General features: G+C 52.1%; 16 protein-coding genes. 6 read left to right on the top strand and 10 right to left on the bottom strand.

Annotated elements, in window-relative coordinates; translation table 11 throughout:
- Positions 1 to 238 precede the first annotated feature (238 nt).
- Positions 239 to 1,585, bottom strand: coding sequence for an ATP-binding protein (locus H6F91_RS24625; RefSeq protein WP_190772544.1), 1,347 nt, complete (start codon positions 1,583 to 1,585; stop codon positions 239 to 241).
- A 225-nt stretch (positions 1,586 to 1,810) separates the two neighbouring features.
- Between H6F91_RS24625 and H6F91_RS24620 the strand changes: the two genes are divergently transcribed.
- The 3 genes from H6F91_RS24620 to H6F91_RS24610 all read left to right on the top strand — a co-directional run bounded on the left by H6F91_RS24620 (position 1,811) and on the right by H6F91_RS24610 (position 4,442).
- Positions 1,811 to 2,143 (top strand): RNA-binding protein, encoded by a 333-nt coding sequence (locus tag H6F91_RS24620; RefSeq protein ID WP_190772545.1) that lies wholly within the window; start codon positions 1,811 to 1,813, stop codon positions 2,141 to 2,143.
- A 934-nt stretch (positions 2,144 to 3,077) separates the two neighbouring features.
- Positions 3,078 to 4,031, top strand: a complete 954-nt coding sequence (locus H6F91_RS24615) for a phosphodiester glycosidase family protein (RefSeq protein WP_190772546.1) — start codon at positions 3,078 to 3,080, stop codon at positions 4,029 to 4,031.
- Between the two features lie 189 nt (positions 4,032 to 4,220).
- The gene (locus tag H6F91_RS24610; protein ID WP_190772584.1) at positions 4,221 to 4,442 is read left to right on the top strand and encodes a hypothetical protein; all 222 of its coding nucleotides are present in this window, start codon (positions 4,221 to 4,223) and stop codon (positions 4,440 to 4,442) included.
- Between the two features lie 465 nt (positions 4,443 to 4,907).
- Here the strand turns inward: H6F91_RS24610 and H6F91_RS24605 are convergent, their stop codons facing one another.
- From H6F91_RS24605 to ispF, 5 genes are all read right to left on the bottom strand, one after another.
- Entirely contained in the window at positions 4,908 to 5,399 is a 492-nt protein-coding gene (locus tag H6F91_RS24605) for a DUF4168 domain-containing protein (RefSeq protein WP_190772547.1), read from the bottom strand.
- A 261-nt stretch (positions 5,400 to 5,660) separates the two neighbouring features.
- Entirely contained in the window at positions 5,661 to 6,326 is a 666-nt protein-coding gene (locus tag H6F91_RS24600) for a phosphoribosyltransferase (protein ID WP_190772548.1), read from the bottom strand.
- Positions 6,327 to 6,759: 433 nt separating this feature from the next.
- Positions 6,760 to 8,193: an FAD-binding domain-containing protein gene (locus tag H6F91_RS24590; protein ID WP_190772550.1), complete on the bottom strand. Its 1,434-nt coding sequence runs from the start codon at positions 8,191 to 8,193 to the stop codon at positions 6,760 to 6,762.
- 222 nt (positions 8,194 to 8,415) lie between these two features.
- A complete protein-coding gene (locus H6F91_RS24585) occupies positions 8,416 to 8,973 on the bottom strand; it encodes an NUDIX hydrolase (RefSeq protein ID WP_190772551.1) in 558 nt (185 codons plus the stop codon).
- A gap of 620 nt (positions 8,974 to 9,593) precedes the next feature.
- Positions 9,594 to 10,076, bottom strand: a complete 483-nt coding sequence (ispF, locus tag H6F91_RS24580) for a 2-C-methyl-D-erythritol 2,4-cyclodiphosphate synthase (protein WP_190772552.1) — start codon at positions 10,074 to 10,076, stop codon at positions 9,594 to 9,596.
- Between the two features lie 401 nt (positions 10,077 to 10,477).
- On the opposite strand from ispF, the gene H6F91_RS24575 reads away from it, so the two are divergent.
- Positions 10,478 to 10,771 (top strand): hypothetical protein, encoded by a 294-nt coding sequence (locus H6F91_RS24575; protein ID WP_190772176.1) that lies wholly within the window; start codon positions 10,478 to 10,480, stop codon positions 10,769 to 10,771.
- A gap of 236 nt (positions 10,772 to 11,007) precedes the next feature.
- Here H6F91_RS24575 and H6F91_RS24570 read toward each other — a convergent pair whose 3' ends face one another.
- The 3 genes from H6F91_RS24570 to H6F91_RS24560 all read right to left on the bottom strand — a co-directional run bounded on the left by H6F91_RS24570 (position 11,008) and on the right by H6F91_RS24560 (position 14,524).
- The gene (locus H6F91_RS24570; RefSeq protein ID WP_190772177.1) at positions 11,008 to 11,913 is read right to left on the bottom strand and encodes a hypothetical protein; all 906 of its coding nucleotides are present in this window, start codon (positions 11,911 to 11,913) and stop codon (positions 11,008 to 11,010) included.
- 230 nt (positions 11,914 to 12,143) lie between these two features.
- Positions 12,144 to 12,911, bottom strand: coding sequence for a histidine phosphatase family protein (locus H6F91_RS24565; RefSeq protein ID WP_190772178.1), 768 nt, complete (start codon positions 12,909 to 12,911; stop codon positions 12,144 to 12,146).
- Between the two features lie 242 nt (positions 12,912 to 13,153).
- Positions 13,154 to 14,524: a DUF2927 domain-containing protein gene (locus H6F91_RS24560; RefSeq protein WP_206754971.1), complete on the bottom strand. Its 1,371-nt coding sequence runs from the start codon at positions 14,522 to 14,524 to the stop codon at positions 13,154 to 13,156.
- Positions 14,525 to 14,733: 209 nt separating this feature from the next.
- On the opposite strand from H6F91_RS24560, the gene H6F91_RS24555 reads away from it, so the two are divergent.
- The gene (locus H6F91_RS24555) at positions 14,734 to 14,982 is read left to right on the top strand and encodes a hypothetical protein (protein WP_190772180.1); all 249 of its coding nucleotides are present in this window, start codon (positions 14,734 to 14,736) and stop codon (positions 14,980 to 14,982) included.
- 327 nt (positions 14,983 to 15,309) lie between these two features.
- On the top strand, positions 15,310 to 16,512 hold the full coding sequence (locus H6F91_RS24550) for a tetratricopeptide repeat protein (RefSeq protein WP_199308026.1): 1,203 nt from the start codon (positions 15,310 to 15,312) through the stop codon (positions 16,510 to 16,512).
- 92 nt (positions 16,513 to 16,604) lie between these two features.
- Here H6F91_RS24550 and uraD read toward each other — a convergent pair whose 3' ends face one another.
- Entirely contained in the window at positions 16,605 to 17,114 is a 510-nt protein-coding gene (gene uraD / locus H6F91_RS24545; RefSeq protein WP_242035957.1) for a 2-oxo-4-hydroxy-4-carboxy-5-ureidoimidazoline decarboxylase, read from the bottom strand.
- Positions 17,115 to 17,141 lie beyond the last annotated feature (27 nt).

Here is a 17,141-nt window from a genome sequence, read left to right as displayed (position 1 = left end):
AAACTCCTGACCTCGGAACTCGACAAGATTTCCCCTGAAAGGGTTGCGTCATTGACGTCCTACGATTTCATTCTCGAAGCCCTATTTGGCGCAGCTTCATATTAAAACGGTATAAGAAGCTAGACTAAGGCTAACCCTACTCTTTCTGTTGATATCAGCTAATGAAAAAATGGTGTGGTGCTTTGCACCACACCATTTTTTCATTAGCACTTAACCCAATCTGATCGCCTAGAGCTTATTAGATAGGTTTCACTGGCGTTGCCACGGGCTTTGCCAGCAGTGCCGCCTCTGCTCTCTGCCCCGGTAAGCTGACGATAAAGCTGGTGCCAGAACCCGGTTCGCTCTCCACATCGATCTGGCCGTGGTGATTTTCGACGATCGCCCGAGCAATGGCCAACCCAAGGCCAGCACCTCCACCTCCTGCATGACGACGGGCCGGATCGACCCGATAAAACCGATCGAAAATATATGGCAGGGCGTCTTCGGCAATGCCAACGCCGGTGTCACTGACGCGGATTTGAAAATGGGGTGGCGTGGAGCGAGTTTGTTGCAACGTCAGGGTTATGCTTCCCTGGGCTGACGTGTACTGAATGCCATTACTGATCAGGTTGACCAGAAGGCGCATGAGTTGGTCGCGATCGCCCATAACCCAATAATTTCCATCTTCCCGAAGCGGCGGTTGAATCTGAAGATTGAGCGAAATAGATTTTTCGGCGGCGATCGCTTGCTGCTCCTCGACGACTTCCTGTACCAGCTCATCTAGATCGACCGTATCTTGACGCGCGAGGCCGTTGCTATCTTGACGCGCCAGAAACAACAAATCGTCAACGAGCCGCCCCAATCGTCGGGTTAGCCGTTCAATCACCCGAAGTTGATTTTGTTGGAACTGAACATCTGGCTCGGGCTCTGACAGGGCAACTTGAACGTTGGTTTGGATGACGGCAATTGGATTGCGCAACTCGTGGGAGGCATCAGCGGTGAATTGCTTGAGACGCTGATAGGAGTCGCGAATGGGGGCGATCGCCAACCCCGACAAAAACCAACCCACGGTTGCAACTGCTCCGATCACCAGCACCATTCCCAGAGCCAAATCCCGAACCAGTTGACGCGTTGGTTTCGTCACCTCAAACCAGGGGTGGCTGACCCGCAAATAGCCCAGGAGCTGCCCACCGGCCCGGATCGGTTCTGTCACTTGACGCAGGAGTTGATTGTCGGATAGGTGAACGGTTTCGCCGTTGAGGTTGGGGTGAAGGGGAACGGCGATCGGGTCTGACAGAGTTGACCAGAGCAACTCTCCGGTGGCGCTGAACCATTCCAGGTCAATGTGGTCGTCTTCGACGCTATCAGCGTTATTGCGGAAGCTGGCCTCCAGGTTTAGTTGGAGGGGGTGGTCAGGCATCGTGTCGAGGGGTTCAATCACGAGCGATCGCTGCACCACCTCGGCCACGTGGCTCAAGGTATCGTCAATACGTTCAATCAGGGTACTACGAACATAGATATAGAAGCCACTGGCAAATAGCAGTAGCAAAACGGCCGTTACCATCGTGTACCAGAGGGCAAGTCGCTGGCGTGTTTCCTGAAACATAATTTCTGATAATAGCCAGTGAAAAGCTGCGGGGTTCTGGCTTTGGGTAATTTCAGTCTAAAGGGTCTAATCGAGCTTCAGCCCCTTTTCATTCGAAAATTACGTGTTAAAATCTGCGGTGAGAGTAGTTACGATCGAGAGACAAGTTTGTGCAATTTCAGCAGGCATGGCCTCCGAATCTGTCAATTCTCTCTTCGTCAAGTCAAGTTCGGAGACAATTGATTAATGCCAATTTACGTTGGAAACCTATCCTACACCGCGACTCAGGAAGACGTTGAAGCCGTCTTTGCTGAATATGGTACGGTAAAGCGGGTACAACTCCCAGTCGACCGGGAAACTGGTCGTAAGCGGGGTTTCGGCTTTGTAGAAATGTCTACGGATGCAGAGGAAGATGCTGCAATCGAAGCATTAGATGGCGCTGAGTGGATGGGCCGCGATCTGCGGGTCAACAAAGCTCGGCCTCGGGAAGAGCGGCGCTCCGGCGGCGGCGGTGGCGGCGGCGGTTGGGGTAACAACCGTCAGTCAGGTGGCGGTGGGTACCGTTCTGAGCAGTTTTAAGACTGCAAAGCTATTTGCCCATTAGCCTATAAGGTTTTCAGCAACCACCTATTACAGGTGGTTGCTTTTTAATTCTCAACACGTCTGCCAAATGTTGGTACGTTATTGCTACCGTCCTGTTAGTTAGGACATCAGTTCGGGATAAGCTGAAGTGCTCATTTTGGTGTGCACTATGTGCACGCCAAAATGAGCCTTTTCGAGTGCCGCGCGTTGCGCGGCACTCGAAAAGGCCCTTAACCCGAACTCAGGTTAGCTAACAGGGCCAAGGCTATATTGTGGCAAAAGGGGGTGTGGAACTCGGCTCTACACCCTCTTTTGCCGTTGAACCGTGAGTAATAGACCTCCTGCGTGAATCGTTGCGCGGCTGCGCCGCGCAACGATTCACGCAGGAGGTCTAATGAATTAGAAGCAAATCTGAAAACCTAGGGATGGACCGTGACATGTGACGGTACTGCGTTCCAAGCCTCAGACAAACTATCGCTAAAGTTGCTGGAATCGGCAAATTGATTAAGATCCAACGCCATATTGCCGAACAGCATGAAATTGTAACCTGCACTAAGCGTAATATTGCAGCTCAGAGCCCAATTTACAGCGCTTTTCAAGCGCTTAAAATCTGGTTGTTTTTGTGAGAGCCGCACGGAACGCGGCTCTCACAAAAACAACCGTGGCTGATTCAATCGCAAAGCGCTGTAAAAGTGAATTATTGATGAATAAAATGACAGTATTTTCTGATTTGGTGAGGGCAAACGGATGCGAGAAAAATCTCTACATCCATCCCTCTTGGGTAGGTGGTTATGATTAAGCATAGGACCTCCAATTCTGTGCTGCTCACTCCGTGAGCGGTACAGCCTTGGGGGTCCTATGCTTAATTGAATTGTGGAGTCAGGGGCTTGTTAGTTTGGGCGACTATTTGAAGAAGAGGACGAGATGATTTATGAGACATTCCTATCGGCTAATTAAAGGTGGACTTGCGATCGCCACCCTGGCAAGTGCCGTCTCCTTATTAACGGCTTGCACGACCTGGTTGGCACAGCGCTCTCCTACCGAGCTCGGCACCCATACCCAACAAGCGATCGCCCTTCCCGTTCAAGATCGACAACCTGAATATCATCGCTACGAGACAGCACGATCGGTAATTCATCTTGTTCGTGTACCCGTTGGCGGGCGTTGGCAGGTGGTGCCCCGAGTGACAGAGCGGCTCAGCCTGTTGCCACAGTTTGCCGGGAATGGGGGCGGAGATGGAGCGGCGATCGCCCTGATTAATGCTGGCTTTTTTGATCCAGCCAATCAGCTCACCACATCAGCCATTACGGTGAATGGTGCTCTAGTGGCTGATCCACGTCAAAACTCGCGGCTGATGGGAAATCCAGATTTAACGGCCTATCTGGATCGTATTCTGAATCGCTCTGAGCTGCGGCGATCGCTGTGTGGTGGAGAGGTGCGCTACAGTATCGCCCGCCATCAGGATCCAGTGCCACCCGGTTGCCAGCAACAAGATGCGATTGGAGCTGGACCTCGGCTGTTGCCTTCCCTGGATCTGGAGACGGAAGGATTCCGGGAGGTGGTGAACGGTCGGGTGGTACGGGATGCCATTGGGAGCGATCGCCCCAATGCCCGCAGTGCAGTGGGCATCACCGCCGAGGGCGACTTGCTGCTGGTCATGGCGGCTCAGCGTCCTGAAGCACCGCAAAGTTCAGGGATTACGTTGCCTGAGATGGCACAGTTTCTAGCGTCTCAGGGGGCAGTGGAAGCTCTTAATTTGGATGGTGGCAGTTCGGCGTCGCTGTTTTTCCAGGGCAATACGTTTTATGGGCGGGTGAATGCAGAGGGGCAATGGGTTCAGCGTCCTGTTAAGTCCGCTCTGGCTGTGATTGAGCGATCGCCGTGATCTAGATCACTATGGAAGCGGCCTCAAGTCACCGAAAGTTACGATTTGTGTCACTGGAAAACCGGAGGGGAATCACTGGATAAATGGGGATCAATCACCGAAGATAACGGCCAGACAGCCGATAGTGAGAACATCCTAAAAATGTCGCTTGACTTGGCCGATTCCTTCAGCACTATGGTGAAACATCTTATGCTCCCTCCTCTGCAACTCATTCCTGGTGCCTTAGCGGAATTGTTTGCCCAAACCAGTGCTACAGGAGTTATTACCATCGCCGACCGTTATGGCTTGATGGCCGCAATTTTTGAAGAAGATTTGGCGGAAGAAGAACGGCAGGCGATCGATCGCATCTTACGAGCTGTATGTCGCGGCTTGCTTCGCCCGGTGGATGAGCTTTCTGCGGTGCTTGGGTAAAGGGATGAACGACATGTCTTGCCTATTGGGCTATTCACTGCTCTCTAAGAACTGTTTGAAAATTGATGGTCTTACGCCGCCTGGTTAGGGTTTATTTTTGAAGAGTTGTGTGGAGCGAGGCTGCTCAAAAACAAACTTCTTTTTCCTGAATACGTAGCGCTATCGAGCATGAAACTCGCTATATTCATGCTCGATACCATTCTCAAATTGTCAACAAAGTTAATCTCAGTAACCTCAGTTCGGGTTAAGGGCTTTTTCGAGTGCCGCGCTTCGCGCGGCACTCGAAAAAGCCCATTATTGCGTGCGCGTCGCGCACGCAATAATGGGCGGTTCGGCTTATCCCAAACTGACGTTCAGTAGATCGAAAACGATCGTTTTGGATGTGCGAAGCATGCCCATATTTGAAGGTGGGGGATGCTTCGCACCCCCCACCTTCAAATATGGGTTGATTTCTGACGTTTAGTATTAACGGTTTTGTTGAAGGCGGATGAGTTCTTGCTGAATACGCTGGGCCAGGTTGCGATCGCCCTGTTGGGCAGCCGTGATCTGGTTAAATCTCTGAATCGTCAGGCTATTTTGTTCCACCACCTGCTGAGATACGGTGCAATACTCAACAGCAATTGTCCGAGCCTGGCGGGGTAACCCATTAAGGCTGTTTCGATCATTGCATCGAATGTTCGGAACTTGCTGGTTGGGTGAAGCGTTGCGTAGGTTCTGTAGTGCTTCTTGCCGTCGCGACTCAATGGTTAGAACGGAGCGGGCGTAGTTGCGGATGTCGGCATCGCTAATGGCTGCTTGAGCCTGAGCGCTTTGCCCCATAATGGCAACGTTGGGGGTCAGGGAGAGATTGGGTACCCAGCCCATCAGCAAACCAGTGGCAGACAGTGCGCTAATTGTAAGCCAACGTGAAATGCGTGGATGAACGGGGATAGCCAGGGAACGAGATGACTGAGTCATGGTACTGAGCACGTATTTTGCGTGAATCAATCAGGTATGTGGATTATCTATCTGGATATTCTGAATCATTTTAGTTGAGGTAAGTTCCAACACATTTAAAAAAGCTTGTAAGGTTTTGGAGCTTATAAGTAGTTTTTGTATAGCAAAGGGAGAGTTAAGTGCTTAACCCTGTGCTTGCTATTGATATCCCTGCCTAAAGAACGTTGAAAAGGTTGATTTTTCGTGCCCTTTGGTACAAAAAATCAACCTTCCCAGTGAGCTCTAGAGGCCTGCTTGATGGAGCAGGTTACACACTTCCTGGTCTGTGGTTTGGCCAAAATTTTCGTACCAGAGCCCAACGGCCCGGAACGGTTGAGGCGTTTCGGCACAGCAAACCTGATCGGCTTCACCCTGAAAGGAGGCGCAGGTACCTGGGTCGGCAACAGGAACGGCCATGACTATCTGATGGGGCATTTGTAGTCTCAGGGAACGGATTGCAGCCCGCATGGTCGCTCCAGTGGCCAGCCCATCATCAACCAGAAGAATGGTGCGATCGCGCAGCTCAAGGGGTGGGCGGTTGCCTCGATAAACCTGTTCGCGCCGTTGCAGTTCCTGCCGCTCCTGAGCAATAACCTGGGCGATCGCGTCTTGGCTAATTTCCAGTTGCTCAACGAGCGCTTCGTTAAAGTAGGTGATGCCGCCGAGAGCGATCGCCCCCATAGCCAATTCTTCTTGACCGGGTACCCCTAGTTTTCGTACCACATAGACATCCAGGGGGAGCCGAAGGGCTTTGGCGACTTCGTAGGCAACGGGAATCCCACCCCGGGGGAGGCCAAGAACGAGTGCGCCAGGTTGATGAGTGTAAGCCTGAAGTTTTTGGGCGAGTTTAATTCCTGCGTCCTGGCGATCGCGGAATAGGAGGGTGCTGTGGTGTCTCGGTCGTGACATACGTCTGCAACCTGAGTGAATGTGTGAAGCCTGAAGAGGTTGATGGTGCTGACGCAATCCGTTGCACAATAAACCTCTTCAGGAAGGAGTGTTGATAACAATACCCTACTGATAATGCTAAAAACTTACGCTGTTGGCGTCGTCCGTCCCCGGTTGCATTTCTGTTAGCTGGGCCTTGCTTTAAAGGTTGCTTTAAAGTACGCCCTGGTATTGAAGAACCTGCTTGGGAACGCGCCGCCCCTAAACTTCTTGAGCACGAATAGAACCTCAACAAGAATGGTGAGGTTCTATTCGTGCAAATTGTGCGTAGAAGAACCTCTTACCTACCGTTAAGGAGGTTTCTGCATAAGAATTTACCCAGAATGTTGGTGCTTTGCCCGCGAAGCGGGCAAAGCACCAACATTCTGGGGGTAATTTCATTACTGGAAATCTCCTAAAGTCCTGCTTTTTGCTGGTTGTACCGCTCTTTAAAGAGGGCCTGCTGAATTTTGTGATCCACGATTGGGTCAGGATAGCCGCAAGCATGGCGATCGCGCTGCGAAATCTTCCCAGTTACCAGTAACTCGGTGTCGAGATGGCGAATTTCGGGTACCCATTGACGGATGTATTCGGCGTCAGGGTCAAATTTTTGGGACTGACTGGCAGGGTTAAAAATGCGCAGGGGTTTGGGATCCATGCCGCTAGAAGCGCTCCATTGCCAGCCGCCATTATTGGCAGATTGGTCACCATCCATGAGTCGCTGCATGAAGTATTTCTCGCCACGCTGCCAGTTAATGATCAAATCTTTTGTGAGGAAGCTAGCGACAATCATGCGGCAGCGGTTGTGCATCCAGCCAATTTCATTCATTTGACGCATCGCTGCATCCACAATCGGGTAGCCAGTACGGCCCTCACACCAGGCCTGGAAGTGCTCTTCATTGTCCTCCCAGGGAAAATGCCGGAAGGGTTCCCGGTAGGGGCCATCAGCCAGAGCCGGGAAGTTATATAGCGCATGCTGATAGAACTCGCGCCAGGCCAGTTCTTGCTGCCAGGTGCGAATGCCGGCTCGTGCTTCATCGCTGCGACTTTGCTGCTCAGCTTCTACAGTGGCAGCCCATACGGTGCGGACCCCGATCGCCCCAAACTTCAAGGCCGCGCTCAGGGTTGACGTCCCCTCAACGGCCGGGAAGTTGCGTTGTTCCTCGTAGGAGGCGATCGCCCTATCGCAAAAAGACTCTAGCCGCTCCCGGGCGGCTGTTTCGCCGGGAGGCAGGATCAACGGTGTGTCCCACCCATAGCCCAGGGAGGCCGCAGTCGGCAATGCCTGAACTCCTACTTGCTTGGCTGTTTCTAACTCGGCTTCATCTAACCCCTTGGCAGCCCTCAGGGCAGGGTAGGGATTCGCCTTGCTCCGGCCACTCCAGTTTCTCCAAAAGGGGCTGTAAACCGTGTAAGGGGAACCGCCGCCCGTTGCAATTTCTTTAGGGTGATGCAGGAGTTGATCCCAAAAAGCCTGGTACTCAATTCCAGCTTCCTTCAAATTGGCAGCGACCGTACGATCGCGCTTCCGCCCATAGATTTCGACATCGCGGTTGAAGAAAACGGCAGATACTCCCAGGGCCGTCGCTAATCGAGGGATGCCACGCGTTGGGTCATCATGTAGAATCAGCAATTGGCTTCCTGCCTGAGCGTAGTGCTGCTGCAATTCCTCCAGGCAACCTATCATGTACGTCACCCGGGCTGGGGCAACATCATCCCGTTGGAGAATGACGGGATCCAGGCAGAAAACTCCGACGACGTGGGGCGATCGCTCCCGTGCCTGGGCCAAACCTACATTGTCGGAGATCCGCAAATCTCGCCGATGCCAAAATAGAATTCGCTCCGCCATGAAACCTGAAATCTAGCTGCTGATATAGCTTAACCTGACTTCGGATGAAGGGCGTTTTCGAGTGGCGTACAACGCGCAGCACTCAAAAACGCCCATTTTGGCGTCTGTAATGCGCACACCAAAATGGGCTCTCAGCTTATCCCAACTGAGGGTTAACTTAAGGGGACTAGGAGGCAGAAGGCAGGCGAAGTCAGAGAAAGGCAGAGGGTACGAGGACAGCCTTCACTCCTCCTTATCCAAAAAAGGCTTGAGCAGCACCAACGATGCAATCGACTTCGCATCCACCGCTTCGCCGTTAAGGATGGCTTCCTCCAGCTCAGAAACACCCATGAAAACAATTTCCAGATCTTCGTCTTCATCCTGACTGGGGGGATTTTCTAGCAGTTCCAGCCCTCGGGCTAAATAAGAATAGATAATTTCGTCGGAATAGCCCGGTGCCACATAAAATTGGCCCAGACGATCCCATCGGTGTGCCTTGTAGCCCGTTTCCTCCTGAATTTCGCGTCGCGCCGTTTCTAAGGCATCTTCGCCTGTCTCTAGAGTGCCTGCCGGAAATTCCAGAAGCCGTCGCCCTGTGGCAAAACGATATTGTCTGACAAGAATTAGCTTGCCGTCTTCAGTCAAGGGTACGGCGACAGCACCACCTGGGTGCCGGATACACTCCATTTCGCCTTCGGCCTTATTGGGTAGACGTAGACGATTGACTTCAAAGCTAAATTTGCGCCCTTGATAAAATAGCCGCCGCTTGAGCAGTTGGGGAAGTTCAGGATAGGTAGACATCAAATAAACCTACGAACATGAAACCCTTGTTTAACTCTAGTTGGCTAGTTGAATCTACGAGTAAGCCTTAGTAAAACAAAGGTACTCCGTACATCCTGCTATGTCTTTGGGTTTCTGTCTAGTCTTCGTCATCAAAGGCTGATATGTGATACCCCCGTTTATCAGAACCAGAGTCCTCTTTTTCCGTCCGTTAAGGAGCGTGTACTCAATACCTTTTATTGAGTATTGAGAGTAGGGCTATGTTCTAGACATGTGGATGGGGTGAAAGGGCCAACAATTCTCAGTATGGGCATCAAAGCCAAGAGTTCACGCCTGTAGGGCGTGAACTCTTGGCTTTGATGCCCGACAACCGCGCGCCTTTGCGCGCGGTTGTCGGGCCTGATTTCAAAATGAGAATTGCTGTGAAAGCGCGTTTTCGAGTGCCGCGTGTTGCACGGTACTCGAAAACGCCCATTTTGGTATGTGCTTCGCGCACACCAAAATGAGCACTTCAGCTTATCCCGAAGTGAGGTTACTTAAGAGTGGCGGCAGAGCTGCCACTCTTAAGGCAAGAATTACAGGGTGTTTTATTTGTGATTCTCAGGCAAGGTAATTAGAAGGGCTTTGGGTTTTGGATCTGGCTAACTTTGAGCAACCAATAGGGCGACTGCATAGGCCGCAATGCCTTCTTCTCGACCTGTAGGGCCGAGTTTTTCATTGGTGGTAGCTTTGACGCTGACTTGGTCAGGGGCAATGTTCAGGACATGGGAGAGGCGATCGCGCATAGCCACCAAATGCGGCTTGAGCTTAGGCCGTTCGGCAACGACGACTGCATCCAGGTTGCCGATTTGCCAGCCTTTCTCTTGAATCAGGGTATTGACCTGGGCAAGAAGCTTCAGGCTATCGGCCCCGGCCCATTCGGGTTCGCCTGGGGGAAAAAGGTGGCCAATATCGCCCAGACAGAGGGCACCCAGCATGGCATCCATAATGGCGTGGGTCAGTACATCGGCATCGCTGTGGCCCAAAAGCCCCATTTCGTGGGGGATGGAGATGCCGCCGAGGATGAGAGGGCGATCGCTCACCAGACGATGGATATCATACCCGTTGCCAATCCGTATGTTCATGAGATTCGAGAGTTGGATACCAGAGAATAAATGTGCAGTTTTGACGATATTGCTATTGTCGGGCATTGAGAGTCTTATAAATAGCCAGCATGATGTCTCCCGGTTTGGGCAAGAGATGGATGGGGAACGAATTCCCACATCTATCTCTCGTACCTCACCCATCAGAAAATTTTGTAAGTAACCTTAGTTCGGGTTAAGGGCTTTTTCGAGTGCCGCGCTTCGCGCGGCACTCGAAAAAGCCCATTATTGCGTGCGCGTCGCGCACGCAATAATGGGCGGTTCGGCTTATCCCGAACTGACGTTAAGTATGTAAAAAAGCTGTAGGCCTGCCAGGATTCATCCTGAAAATTGGATGAGCGACCGTTACGGTTAATAGCTCACCCTAGCGTTTCGGGCCCGGTATGCGACGATTTGTAGTTGGCTTTGCCTGGTTTTTGGTATTTTATGGCATGGTTGGACTGCTCGGCGGGGCTGGAGGGGTGGAACCATCCCACTCTTTTGCTTCGCCGTCGGTTCAGGATGCCTCTGTGGCAGCGGTTACCCTTACTACTCCAACACCCCATTCTTCTATTGCCCTTGGCATTTTACTGCTGGTCGCATCGGCGACCTTAAGTGCCATTGGCACTCTGACGGGTAGTCTGCCAGGCACCTCGGAGTTCGCCTCCCTACGAGGAGAACGATGGGGCGATCGCTAGCCTTCCATCCTATATTTAGCCCTTCAAGTGTGAGGAGATGCCCGCTTGGCGAGCATCTCTTCACACTTGAAAATTAGAGGAAGGAAGTGCGAGGCATTTCCCTTCTCTAAACGTCAGCAAACTTGAGCTGCTGAAACCCTGGTACTCAATAGCTTAAATTGGCCTATGTTTGGTGACCTGGAGTACTTAGCACACCCAAACATAGGTTGATTCTTGCCATACAGTTTTAGTCCTGTTCAAGGGCTCCCGCGCAAAGCAGCGGCCCGTTTTTGGGCGGCTTCGCTATTTTGGCTATAAAGCTGAGTTCGGTTCTGGGCCGTTGCGTAGCGGCTGTCTGTGGCAGGTACCTGAGACATCAAATCAGCCGCCTTTTGCCAACGGCTTGCGAGTTCTAACCACTCAGCAGATGACTTGGCCGTTTGTCCTGCACTGACCGTTTGCTCCGCCAGACGCACCGCTTCCACAAAGGGGTCAGGGCTGACCGTGGTTGTAGCTACAGGACTTGCTACAGGGCTCGCTACAGGGCTTACCGTCGGGCTTGCCGCCGGTTCGGGAGCCGTAGGGGCTTCGTTGGCTGCTTGCAGAAACTGGCCTGGCCGATAGCCTAGCCAATCGGAGACCGCCCAACCAACCAAAAGGATGAGTAATCCCAAGCTGCTGCCGCCTACAAGAATTCCACGCCAGAAATGGCGCGACGCACTTTTTGCCCGGCTTTCGCTTTTAGGAATGGGGGCCATCATCACAATGTCCCGATTCAGCTTACGGTTTTCCTGCCAGCGCTTGAGGGGGTTGGGGCGCTTCAGACAGATTTCTTGGGACCACAGCAACTGACTGTGTGGGTCACGCTGAATTTCATCGAGCCAGAGCAATTGTTGCTCACGCACAATGCGGCTATTAATATTGACACGCCGAATCTTCTGGGGGCTAATTCCCTCAAGTAGGTAGCGGATCCGCTCGACCAGCGTGGTTTGTTCCAGTTGGTCGGGGGTGGCCGCTTCGCATAGCAATTGCAAAACTCCACCGTCGAGCATGGCCCGAGTGCGTACGCCGGAATCTGCCAGCTTCTCGTTAAGGATTTGGATAATGGCAGAAATACTGCCTTGGCGCGCCTGAAGCGCAATCTCGTCGATAGATTGAATCATGGCTGGATGCTCTTATGGTAGAAAACCCCAACCGCTCATACGACCCTGAAAAAATTTCGTGGGGAAACACAGCAACATCAATATTGCTTGAAATTTTACAACACCTTGTTCAGAGTACTTCATCATTGCATCGAATGCGTTTTACTTCGGTGAATGGTTGGTGTGGCGAGATGCAGCGTATCTCGCCACACCAACCATTCAGAAACTGCTGAGCTCCAGGGGGAGGGCCACTACAGCAGATGATGGTGATCGTTAAAGCGGCGGACTTGCCACAGGTCGGTGTTAAGCCGGGTCTGGGGGTCGGGGCGGAACCAGCGCGATCGCTCAATCCAAAATTCAAACATTCCGGTATTCCTGGAGGCAATGCGCCAGGTGCGATCGCACCCCAACAGTGTAGCCAGCAAATGTTGCAAAATCCAACTGTGGGTCACGATTAGAACGTGGTCACCGTTCTGGTGCCGTTCGACCAGGTCGCTAATGAATTGTTGGGTGCGATCGCGTGCATCCATTAAGGTCTCCGCTCCTGGAACCGGAATCCAATCCAGCGATGTTTCCAGTTGCAGACATAATTGTGGGAATTTTTCTTGCGCTTCGGCCCAGGTTAGCCCCTCAAACTGGCCGTTCTTATGCTCTACCAGGGCATCTGCATAGCTAACGGGAATGGGAGACAGGTCGCCCGACCCGCCCAGAGCCGCTGCGGTAATCTCTGGCTCCATAGGATTGAGCTCGTTGACCCCGGTTTCATCCCGCAAGCTAGTGGGGAGAAAATCGGCCAGGAAATGGGACAACAGGATTTCGGTGGTCTGAACCGTACGTTTAATTGGGCTGCTGTAAATGTGGGTGGGCCGCCATCCCTCTTCCCGTAGGCGCTGGGCCAGCTTTGCGGCTTGCCGACGTCCTTCTTCGGTGAGGGGAAAGTCAGCATTGCCCTGCATCCGCTTTTCGACGTTGCCGACCGATTGAGCGTGGCGAATGAACAACAGCTTAAGGGGGGTCATGGGCGATCGCCTCCAGAGAATTTCCCTAGCCTATCGACAAATGAGGAATCATGAAAGCCTGGACAAAAGCCAGGCTAATTGCCGCCATGTATAGCCTTACGCGCTCTGGCTAGGACAGGTTATTTTTTGAAAAGCCGCGCTCCGCGCGGCTTTTCAAAAAATAACCTTCCTGGTTCTCAGTACGGTGGCGAGCGAAGCCGCCACCTCTCAGGGTCAAGATTAACGTGGAGAATCACTGGGCCTTAAAGGCCTAATTGCGTCAGAACCTGTGCCCGTGTCATGCCTGGTCGAATATCAGGGCGATAGAGCAGTTGGATGATGGCGCGATCGATGTCGGAGTATCGAGTAGTTTGTGTCCAGCGCTGTTGAAAGATGCTGTCGTCGTAGCGATAGGAGTCACGCATCAGCCCCATGGATTGCGTTAACTCCTCACGGATGAGGTGCGATCGCTCAGTTTGAGACACGCCCGTTGTAGAAATCAGAATGCGGGAGTTGTAAATGCCCCTGTCATTCCAGCGGCTCCAGAAGAACCCTAGGTTCTGTGGAACATAGTTGGGCTCATAGCGGCTGAATTCAGATTGAGGAACAAAGTAAAGCTGGACGTTGGGATTGTCCTGCACGAATTGCAGACTAACCTGGCCGTTGGTGAGCTGATTTAATTCGGACACAACAGCCTGGAGCGTGGCCATGTCCGTCTCGGTTGGCGACCCCACAATTTGAATCCGCAAATTCTGAGTCCATCGGCGGATGGTGTTATTGCTACTACCCCATTCATTGCCCAAAGCTATTTCTAAGAAATAATCGACTACCTCCTGATTGAAGGGGGCAGTCTCGTTACGAGGCGGTTGCACAGGATTTACAGGAGTGGTTGTGAGGGAGGGGCGCCGAAAACCCAATCGCCGCCGAGGTTGAGTCTGGGAACTTGGCTGGGCGATCGACCCTGTGGTGGCATATTGATTGGAACTGGGTTCCAAATGAGCGCTTAAGCCACCCGAGGGCGCTGTTGTGCCCGGTTGGTTGGGAAGGGGGTCTCTTGAAGCTTGGGGAACTGCAACGCCGGATGATGGAGGCGTTGAGGCGGCCCCTGCATTACCCAGGGAGACGGTGTCAGACCGTACCCACGCTCCTCGTGTCATGTTTGGAAAACGGATGAAATACCAGGTGTAGCCGTCATCCCCTTGATGTTCATCCACAATTTCGCCACTATCGCCCGATCGCCCCTGGCCAAACACACGCCCCGCTCCTGCCGGGGCCGATCGCAGATCAACTACGCTTGAGCCGTCTCTGGGAGAAATCGTTGCTTGTTGGCGCACGGATTGGGCGCTCCCAAAGGGGGATGCCACAATAAATGCCCCTACGCCGAGATACGTGGCAACGACCAGAGAAATGAAACGCAATGTGTCGCCGTTAGCCTTCGGTTTCCTACCTCGGGAAGGACGCCTGGATGTAGGGAGCCTGGAGCTTTGAGTGGAGTGGCTAGACGTTTCCATCTCAGGGTTCTGGGCAGGGCTATGTCTAAATGAATCAAAAATTTCTGATAGATGTTTGAGTGCCATAAAACCTGAAGCGTAGGCTTTACCCGTGCCGTGCGGTGTGTTTTTTTCCTTGACCATTAGGTTACATCTAGAGTTCCCCTTGGTCTTCTATTTACTGCGGCATATTTCGAGATTGATCCGGGTATTTCTGACGTCAGTCGACAATCTATATTAGTGCATTTGTACTGAATATTATTAAATTCTGCGGTCGCCTAAACCTCTCTCTAGGAGAATGACACTAACTCTGCCATGAGCTCACTATTGAAATGGCGAACGAGGTAAATACCATGGATGCACGTGAGCATTTAACAGCAAAGCTAGAACATCTGGATACTCTAGCTGATACGTTTGAAGCTTCAAAAGAGCCAGAAGATGTGGCCCGCCTGGCCCGTGTTTTGATTGACAGCGCTGAGTACAACACCCCTGAATCGGATCTCTACAAAGCGGCTGGAGCCGAGTATGTCGAAGCCCTAAAAGACTGGTGGCAGGATCACAAAGGCACTCTGGACAAGGCGCGGGGTTTGATAAACTCCTGAACGGCAACCTCTACATGAAGGCTGACAAAAGGCGTTACGTATCCCAGTTGTATTTGGTGGGCTTAGCCACCAAATACAACTTCGATGCTCTAGATGATATGAACTTACATCAGCCCACAACTGCTCAGGAAAAATTTAGAGCGTACTAAAGTGAGCTGGAATTTGCCGTTTTAATTGTGTTTTGTGGCGAGATGCACGAAACCCAATTAAAACAGCCTTGAGCTTTCCGGTTCCTGTTTCCCTCTCGCGCCCCTACCCACTTTTCCCCACCTCCTCTCAAAGGTTAATCTGAACACTGTGTTGGATTGATAACATCTGAGGAGCGTTATGGGCCTTAGTCTTTGCATGATCGTGCGGAATGAGGCGGAGAATCTGCCCCAATGCCTGGAGAGCGTGCGATCGCTCGTCGATGAGCAGATCATCCTCGATACGGGCTCGACTGATGAGACAGTGGCGATCGCCCAATCCCTTGGCGCAACGGTGGCCCACTTTCCCTGGAATGGTAGTTTTTCCGATGCCCGTAACGAAGCCCTACGCCATGTAACGCAGGACTGGGTGCTGGTGCTGGATGCCGACGAAACTCTGGTCGAGGAAGCGATTCCCTTGATTCAGCAAGCCATTCAGGTGGAAAACGTTTTGGTGGTGAACCTCCTGCGTCACGAAGTGGGCGCGACACAATCGCCGTATTCCCTGGTTTCCCGCTTGTTTCGCCGCCATCCTGAGGTCCGCTTCAATCGTCCCTACCATGCGCTGATTGATGACAGTGTATTCGCGTTAATGCGACAGGAGCCCGAATGGAAAGTGGTAGATTTGCCGGGAGTAGCCTTGCGCCACGTGGGTTATGAGCCGGGAGCGATCGCCCAACAGGACAAAGCCGCCCGTGCTCGTACTGCGATGGAAGGTTATCTAGCCGAGCATCCCGATGATGTGTATGGCTGTAGTAAATTGGGAGCCCTGTATGTGCAGGAGGGGGACATCGATAAGGGAATTCAACTGCTGAAGCAGGGATTGCAAATCCAGGAGAAGCAGGCATCGCCCAATCCAATGCTGTCCTACGAGCTGCACTATCACCTGGGCATTGCCCTGACCCGGCAGCAAAATCCTGAATTGGCCCTTTCCCATTACCGGGTTGCCTTGAAGCAGCCGATTGGCGATCGCCTCAAATTGGGTGCCTATACCAATGTAGGCGGCCTCTTTAAGCAAGCCGGGCAACTGGATCAGGCGCGTCAGTGTTATCAGCGCTGTGTGGAAAGCGCGCCTGACTTTGCCCTGGGCCATTTTAATCTGGGTACTACACTACGGGCTTTAGGGAAGCCGAAGGAGGCGATCGCCCACTATCACCGGGCGATTGAACTAGAACCCGATCACGCCGAAGTTCATCAAAATTTGGGAGTGGCCCTGCTTAAATTAGGGCGTGTCCGGGAGAGTTTAGAGTCGTTTCGGCAGGCGGTAAAGCTTCACGAAGCCACCAATCCTCAAGAAGCAGAGCGCATTCGCCAAAGCCTTCAGGAAATTGGCTTTGAGGTCTAAAAAAGACGACATTGCTAAATGCAGGGGTGAGGTGTGGCGTAGTTCCACACCTCACCCCTGCATTTAGCAACACCAGATTTTGTTTGAGAAGGTTAAACTTCTACACGATCGCTCAATCGAAATTTCGCAATCTGGATGATTTCCTGCAGGGCGCGATCGCGTTCCTGCTCCGCTGAGTTTTGCAAGCGCTGCTCAAATGCTTCAAGAATAGAGTCTTTGGTGTGGTTGCGCACAGCAATGATAAAGGGGAACCCGAAGGTTGATTTATAGGTTTGATTTAAGCGAGTGAACCGCTCAAACTCTTTGGGGGTTAGTTGATTAAGCCCAGCACCTTGCTGTTCCTGAACTGATGCATCCGCCATCTTTGCTTTGCTACCTAAGTCAGGATGAGCGCGGATGAAAGCTAGTTGGGCTTCTGGCTCAAGGCTTTTAACTGTATGGCTGATAGCATCATACAGAGCTTCTAAAGATGTGAAAGGATGATGATGGTAAACGGTGTGGGCGATCGCTGGTGTTTGCTCAAATAATTCACCAAAGGTACTAACAAACGTATCCTCATTCATTTGATTAATATCGGCAATAGTGTAGCGAATTTGTTGCATATCCGTCCGAAAAAATGTGTATTTTTC

It is taken from the genome of Leptolyngbya sp. FACHB-8 (assembly GCF_014695575.1).
Taxonomy (GTDB): Bacteria; Cyanobacteriota; Cyanobacteriia; order Elainellales; family Elainellaceae; genus Vacuolonema.
This window is presented reverse-complemented; position numbering and strand designations above follow the sequence as displayed.

What these genes read in the sequence shown, in the direction of transcription:
- H6F91_RS24625 (WP_190772544.1), bottom strand. Translation starts at nt 1,585, where the DNA reads ATGTTTCAGGAAACACGCCAGCGACTTGCCCTCTGGTACACGATGGTA.
- H6F91_RS24620 (WP_190772545.1), top strand. Translation starts at nt 1,811, where the DNA reads ATGCCAATTTACGTTGGAAACCTATCCTACACCGCGACTCAGGAAGAC.
- H6F91_RS24615 (WP_190772546.1), top strand. Translation starts at nt 3,078, where the DNA reads ATGAGACATTCCTATCGGCTAATTAAAGGTGGACTTGCGATCGCCACC.
- H6F91_RS24610 (WP_190772584.1), top strand. Translation starts at nt 4,221, where the DNA reads ATGCTCCCTCCTCTGCAACTCATTCCTGGTGCCTTAGCGGAATTGTTT.
- H6F91_RS24605 (WP_190772547.1), bottom strand. Translation starts at nt 5,399, where the DNA reads ATGACTCAGTCATCTCGTTCCCTGGCTATCCCCGTTCATCCACGCATT.
- H6F91_RS24600 (WP_190772548.1), bottom strand. Translation starts at nt 6,326, where the DNA reads ATGTCACGACCGAGACACCACAGCACCCTCCTATTCCGCGATCGCCAG.
- H6F91_RS24590 (WP_190772550.1), bottom strand. Translation starts at nt 8,193, where the DNA reads ATGGCGGAGCGAATTCTATTTTGGCATCGGCGAGATTTGCGGATCTCC.
- H6F91_RS24585 (WP_190772551.1), bottom strand. Translation starts at nt 8,973, where the DNA reads ATGTCTACCTATCCTGAACTTCCCCAACTGCTCAAGCGGCGGCTATTT.
- ispF (WP_190772552.1), bottom strand. Translation starts at nt 10,076, where the DNA reads ATGAACATACGGATTGGCAACGGGTATGATATCCATCGTCTGGTGAGC.
- H6F91_RS24575 (WP_190772176.1), top strand. Translation starts at nt 10,478, where the DNA reads ATGCGACGATTTGTAGTTGGCTTTGCCTGGTTTTTGGTATTTTATGGC.
- H6F91_RS24570 (WP_190772177.1), bottom strand. Translation starts at nt 11,913, where the DNA reads ATGATTCAATCTATCGACGAGATTGCGCTTCAGGCGCGCCAAGGCAGT.
- H6F91_RS24565 (WP_190772178.1), bottom strand. Translation starts at nt 12,911, where the DNA reads ATGACCCCCCTTAAGCTGTTGTTCATTCGCCACGCTCAATCGGTCGGC.
- H6F91_RS24560 (WP_206754971.1), bottom strand. Translation starts at nt 14,524, where the DNA reads ATGGTCAAGGAAAAAAACACACCGCACGGCACGGGTAAAGCCTACGCT.
- H6F91_RS24555 (WP_190772180.1), top strand. Translation starts at nt 14,734, where the DNA reads ATGGATGCACGTGAGCATTTAACAGCAAAGCTAGAACATCTGGATACT.
- H6F91_RS24550 (WP_199308026.1), top strand. Translation starts at nt 15,310, where the DNA reads ATGGGCCTTAGTCTTTGCATGATCGTGCGGAATGAGGCGGAGAATCTG.
- uraD (WP_242035957.1), bottom strand. Translation starts at nt 17,114, where the DNA reads ATGCAACAAATTCGCTACACTATTGCCGATATTAATCAAATGAATGAG.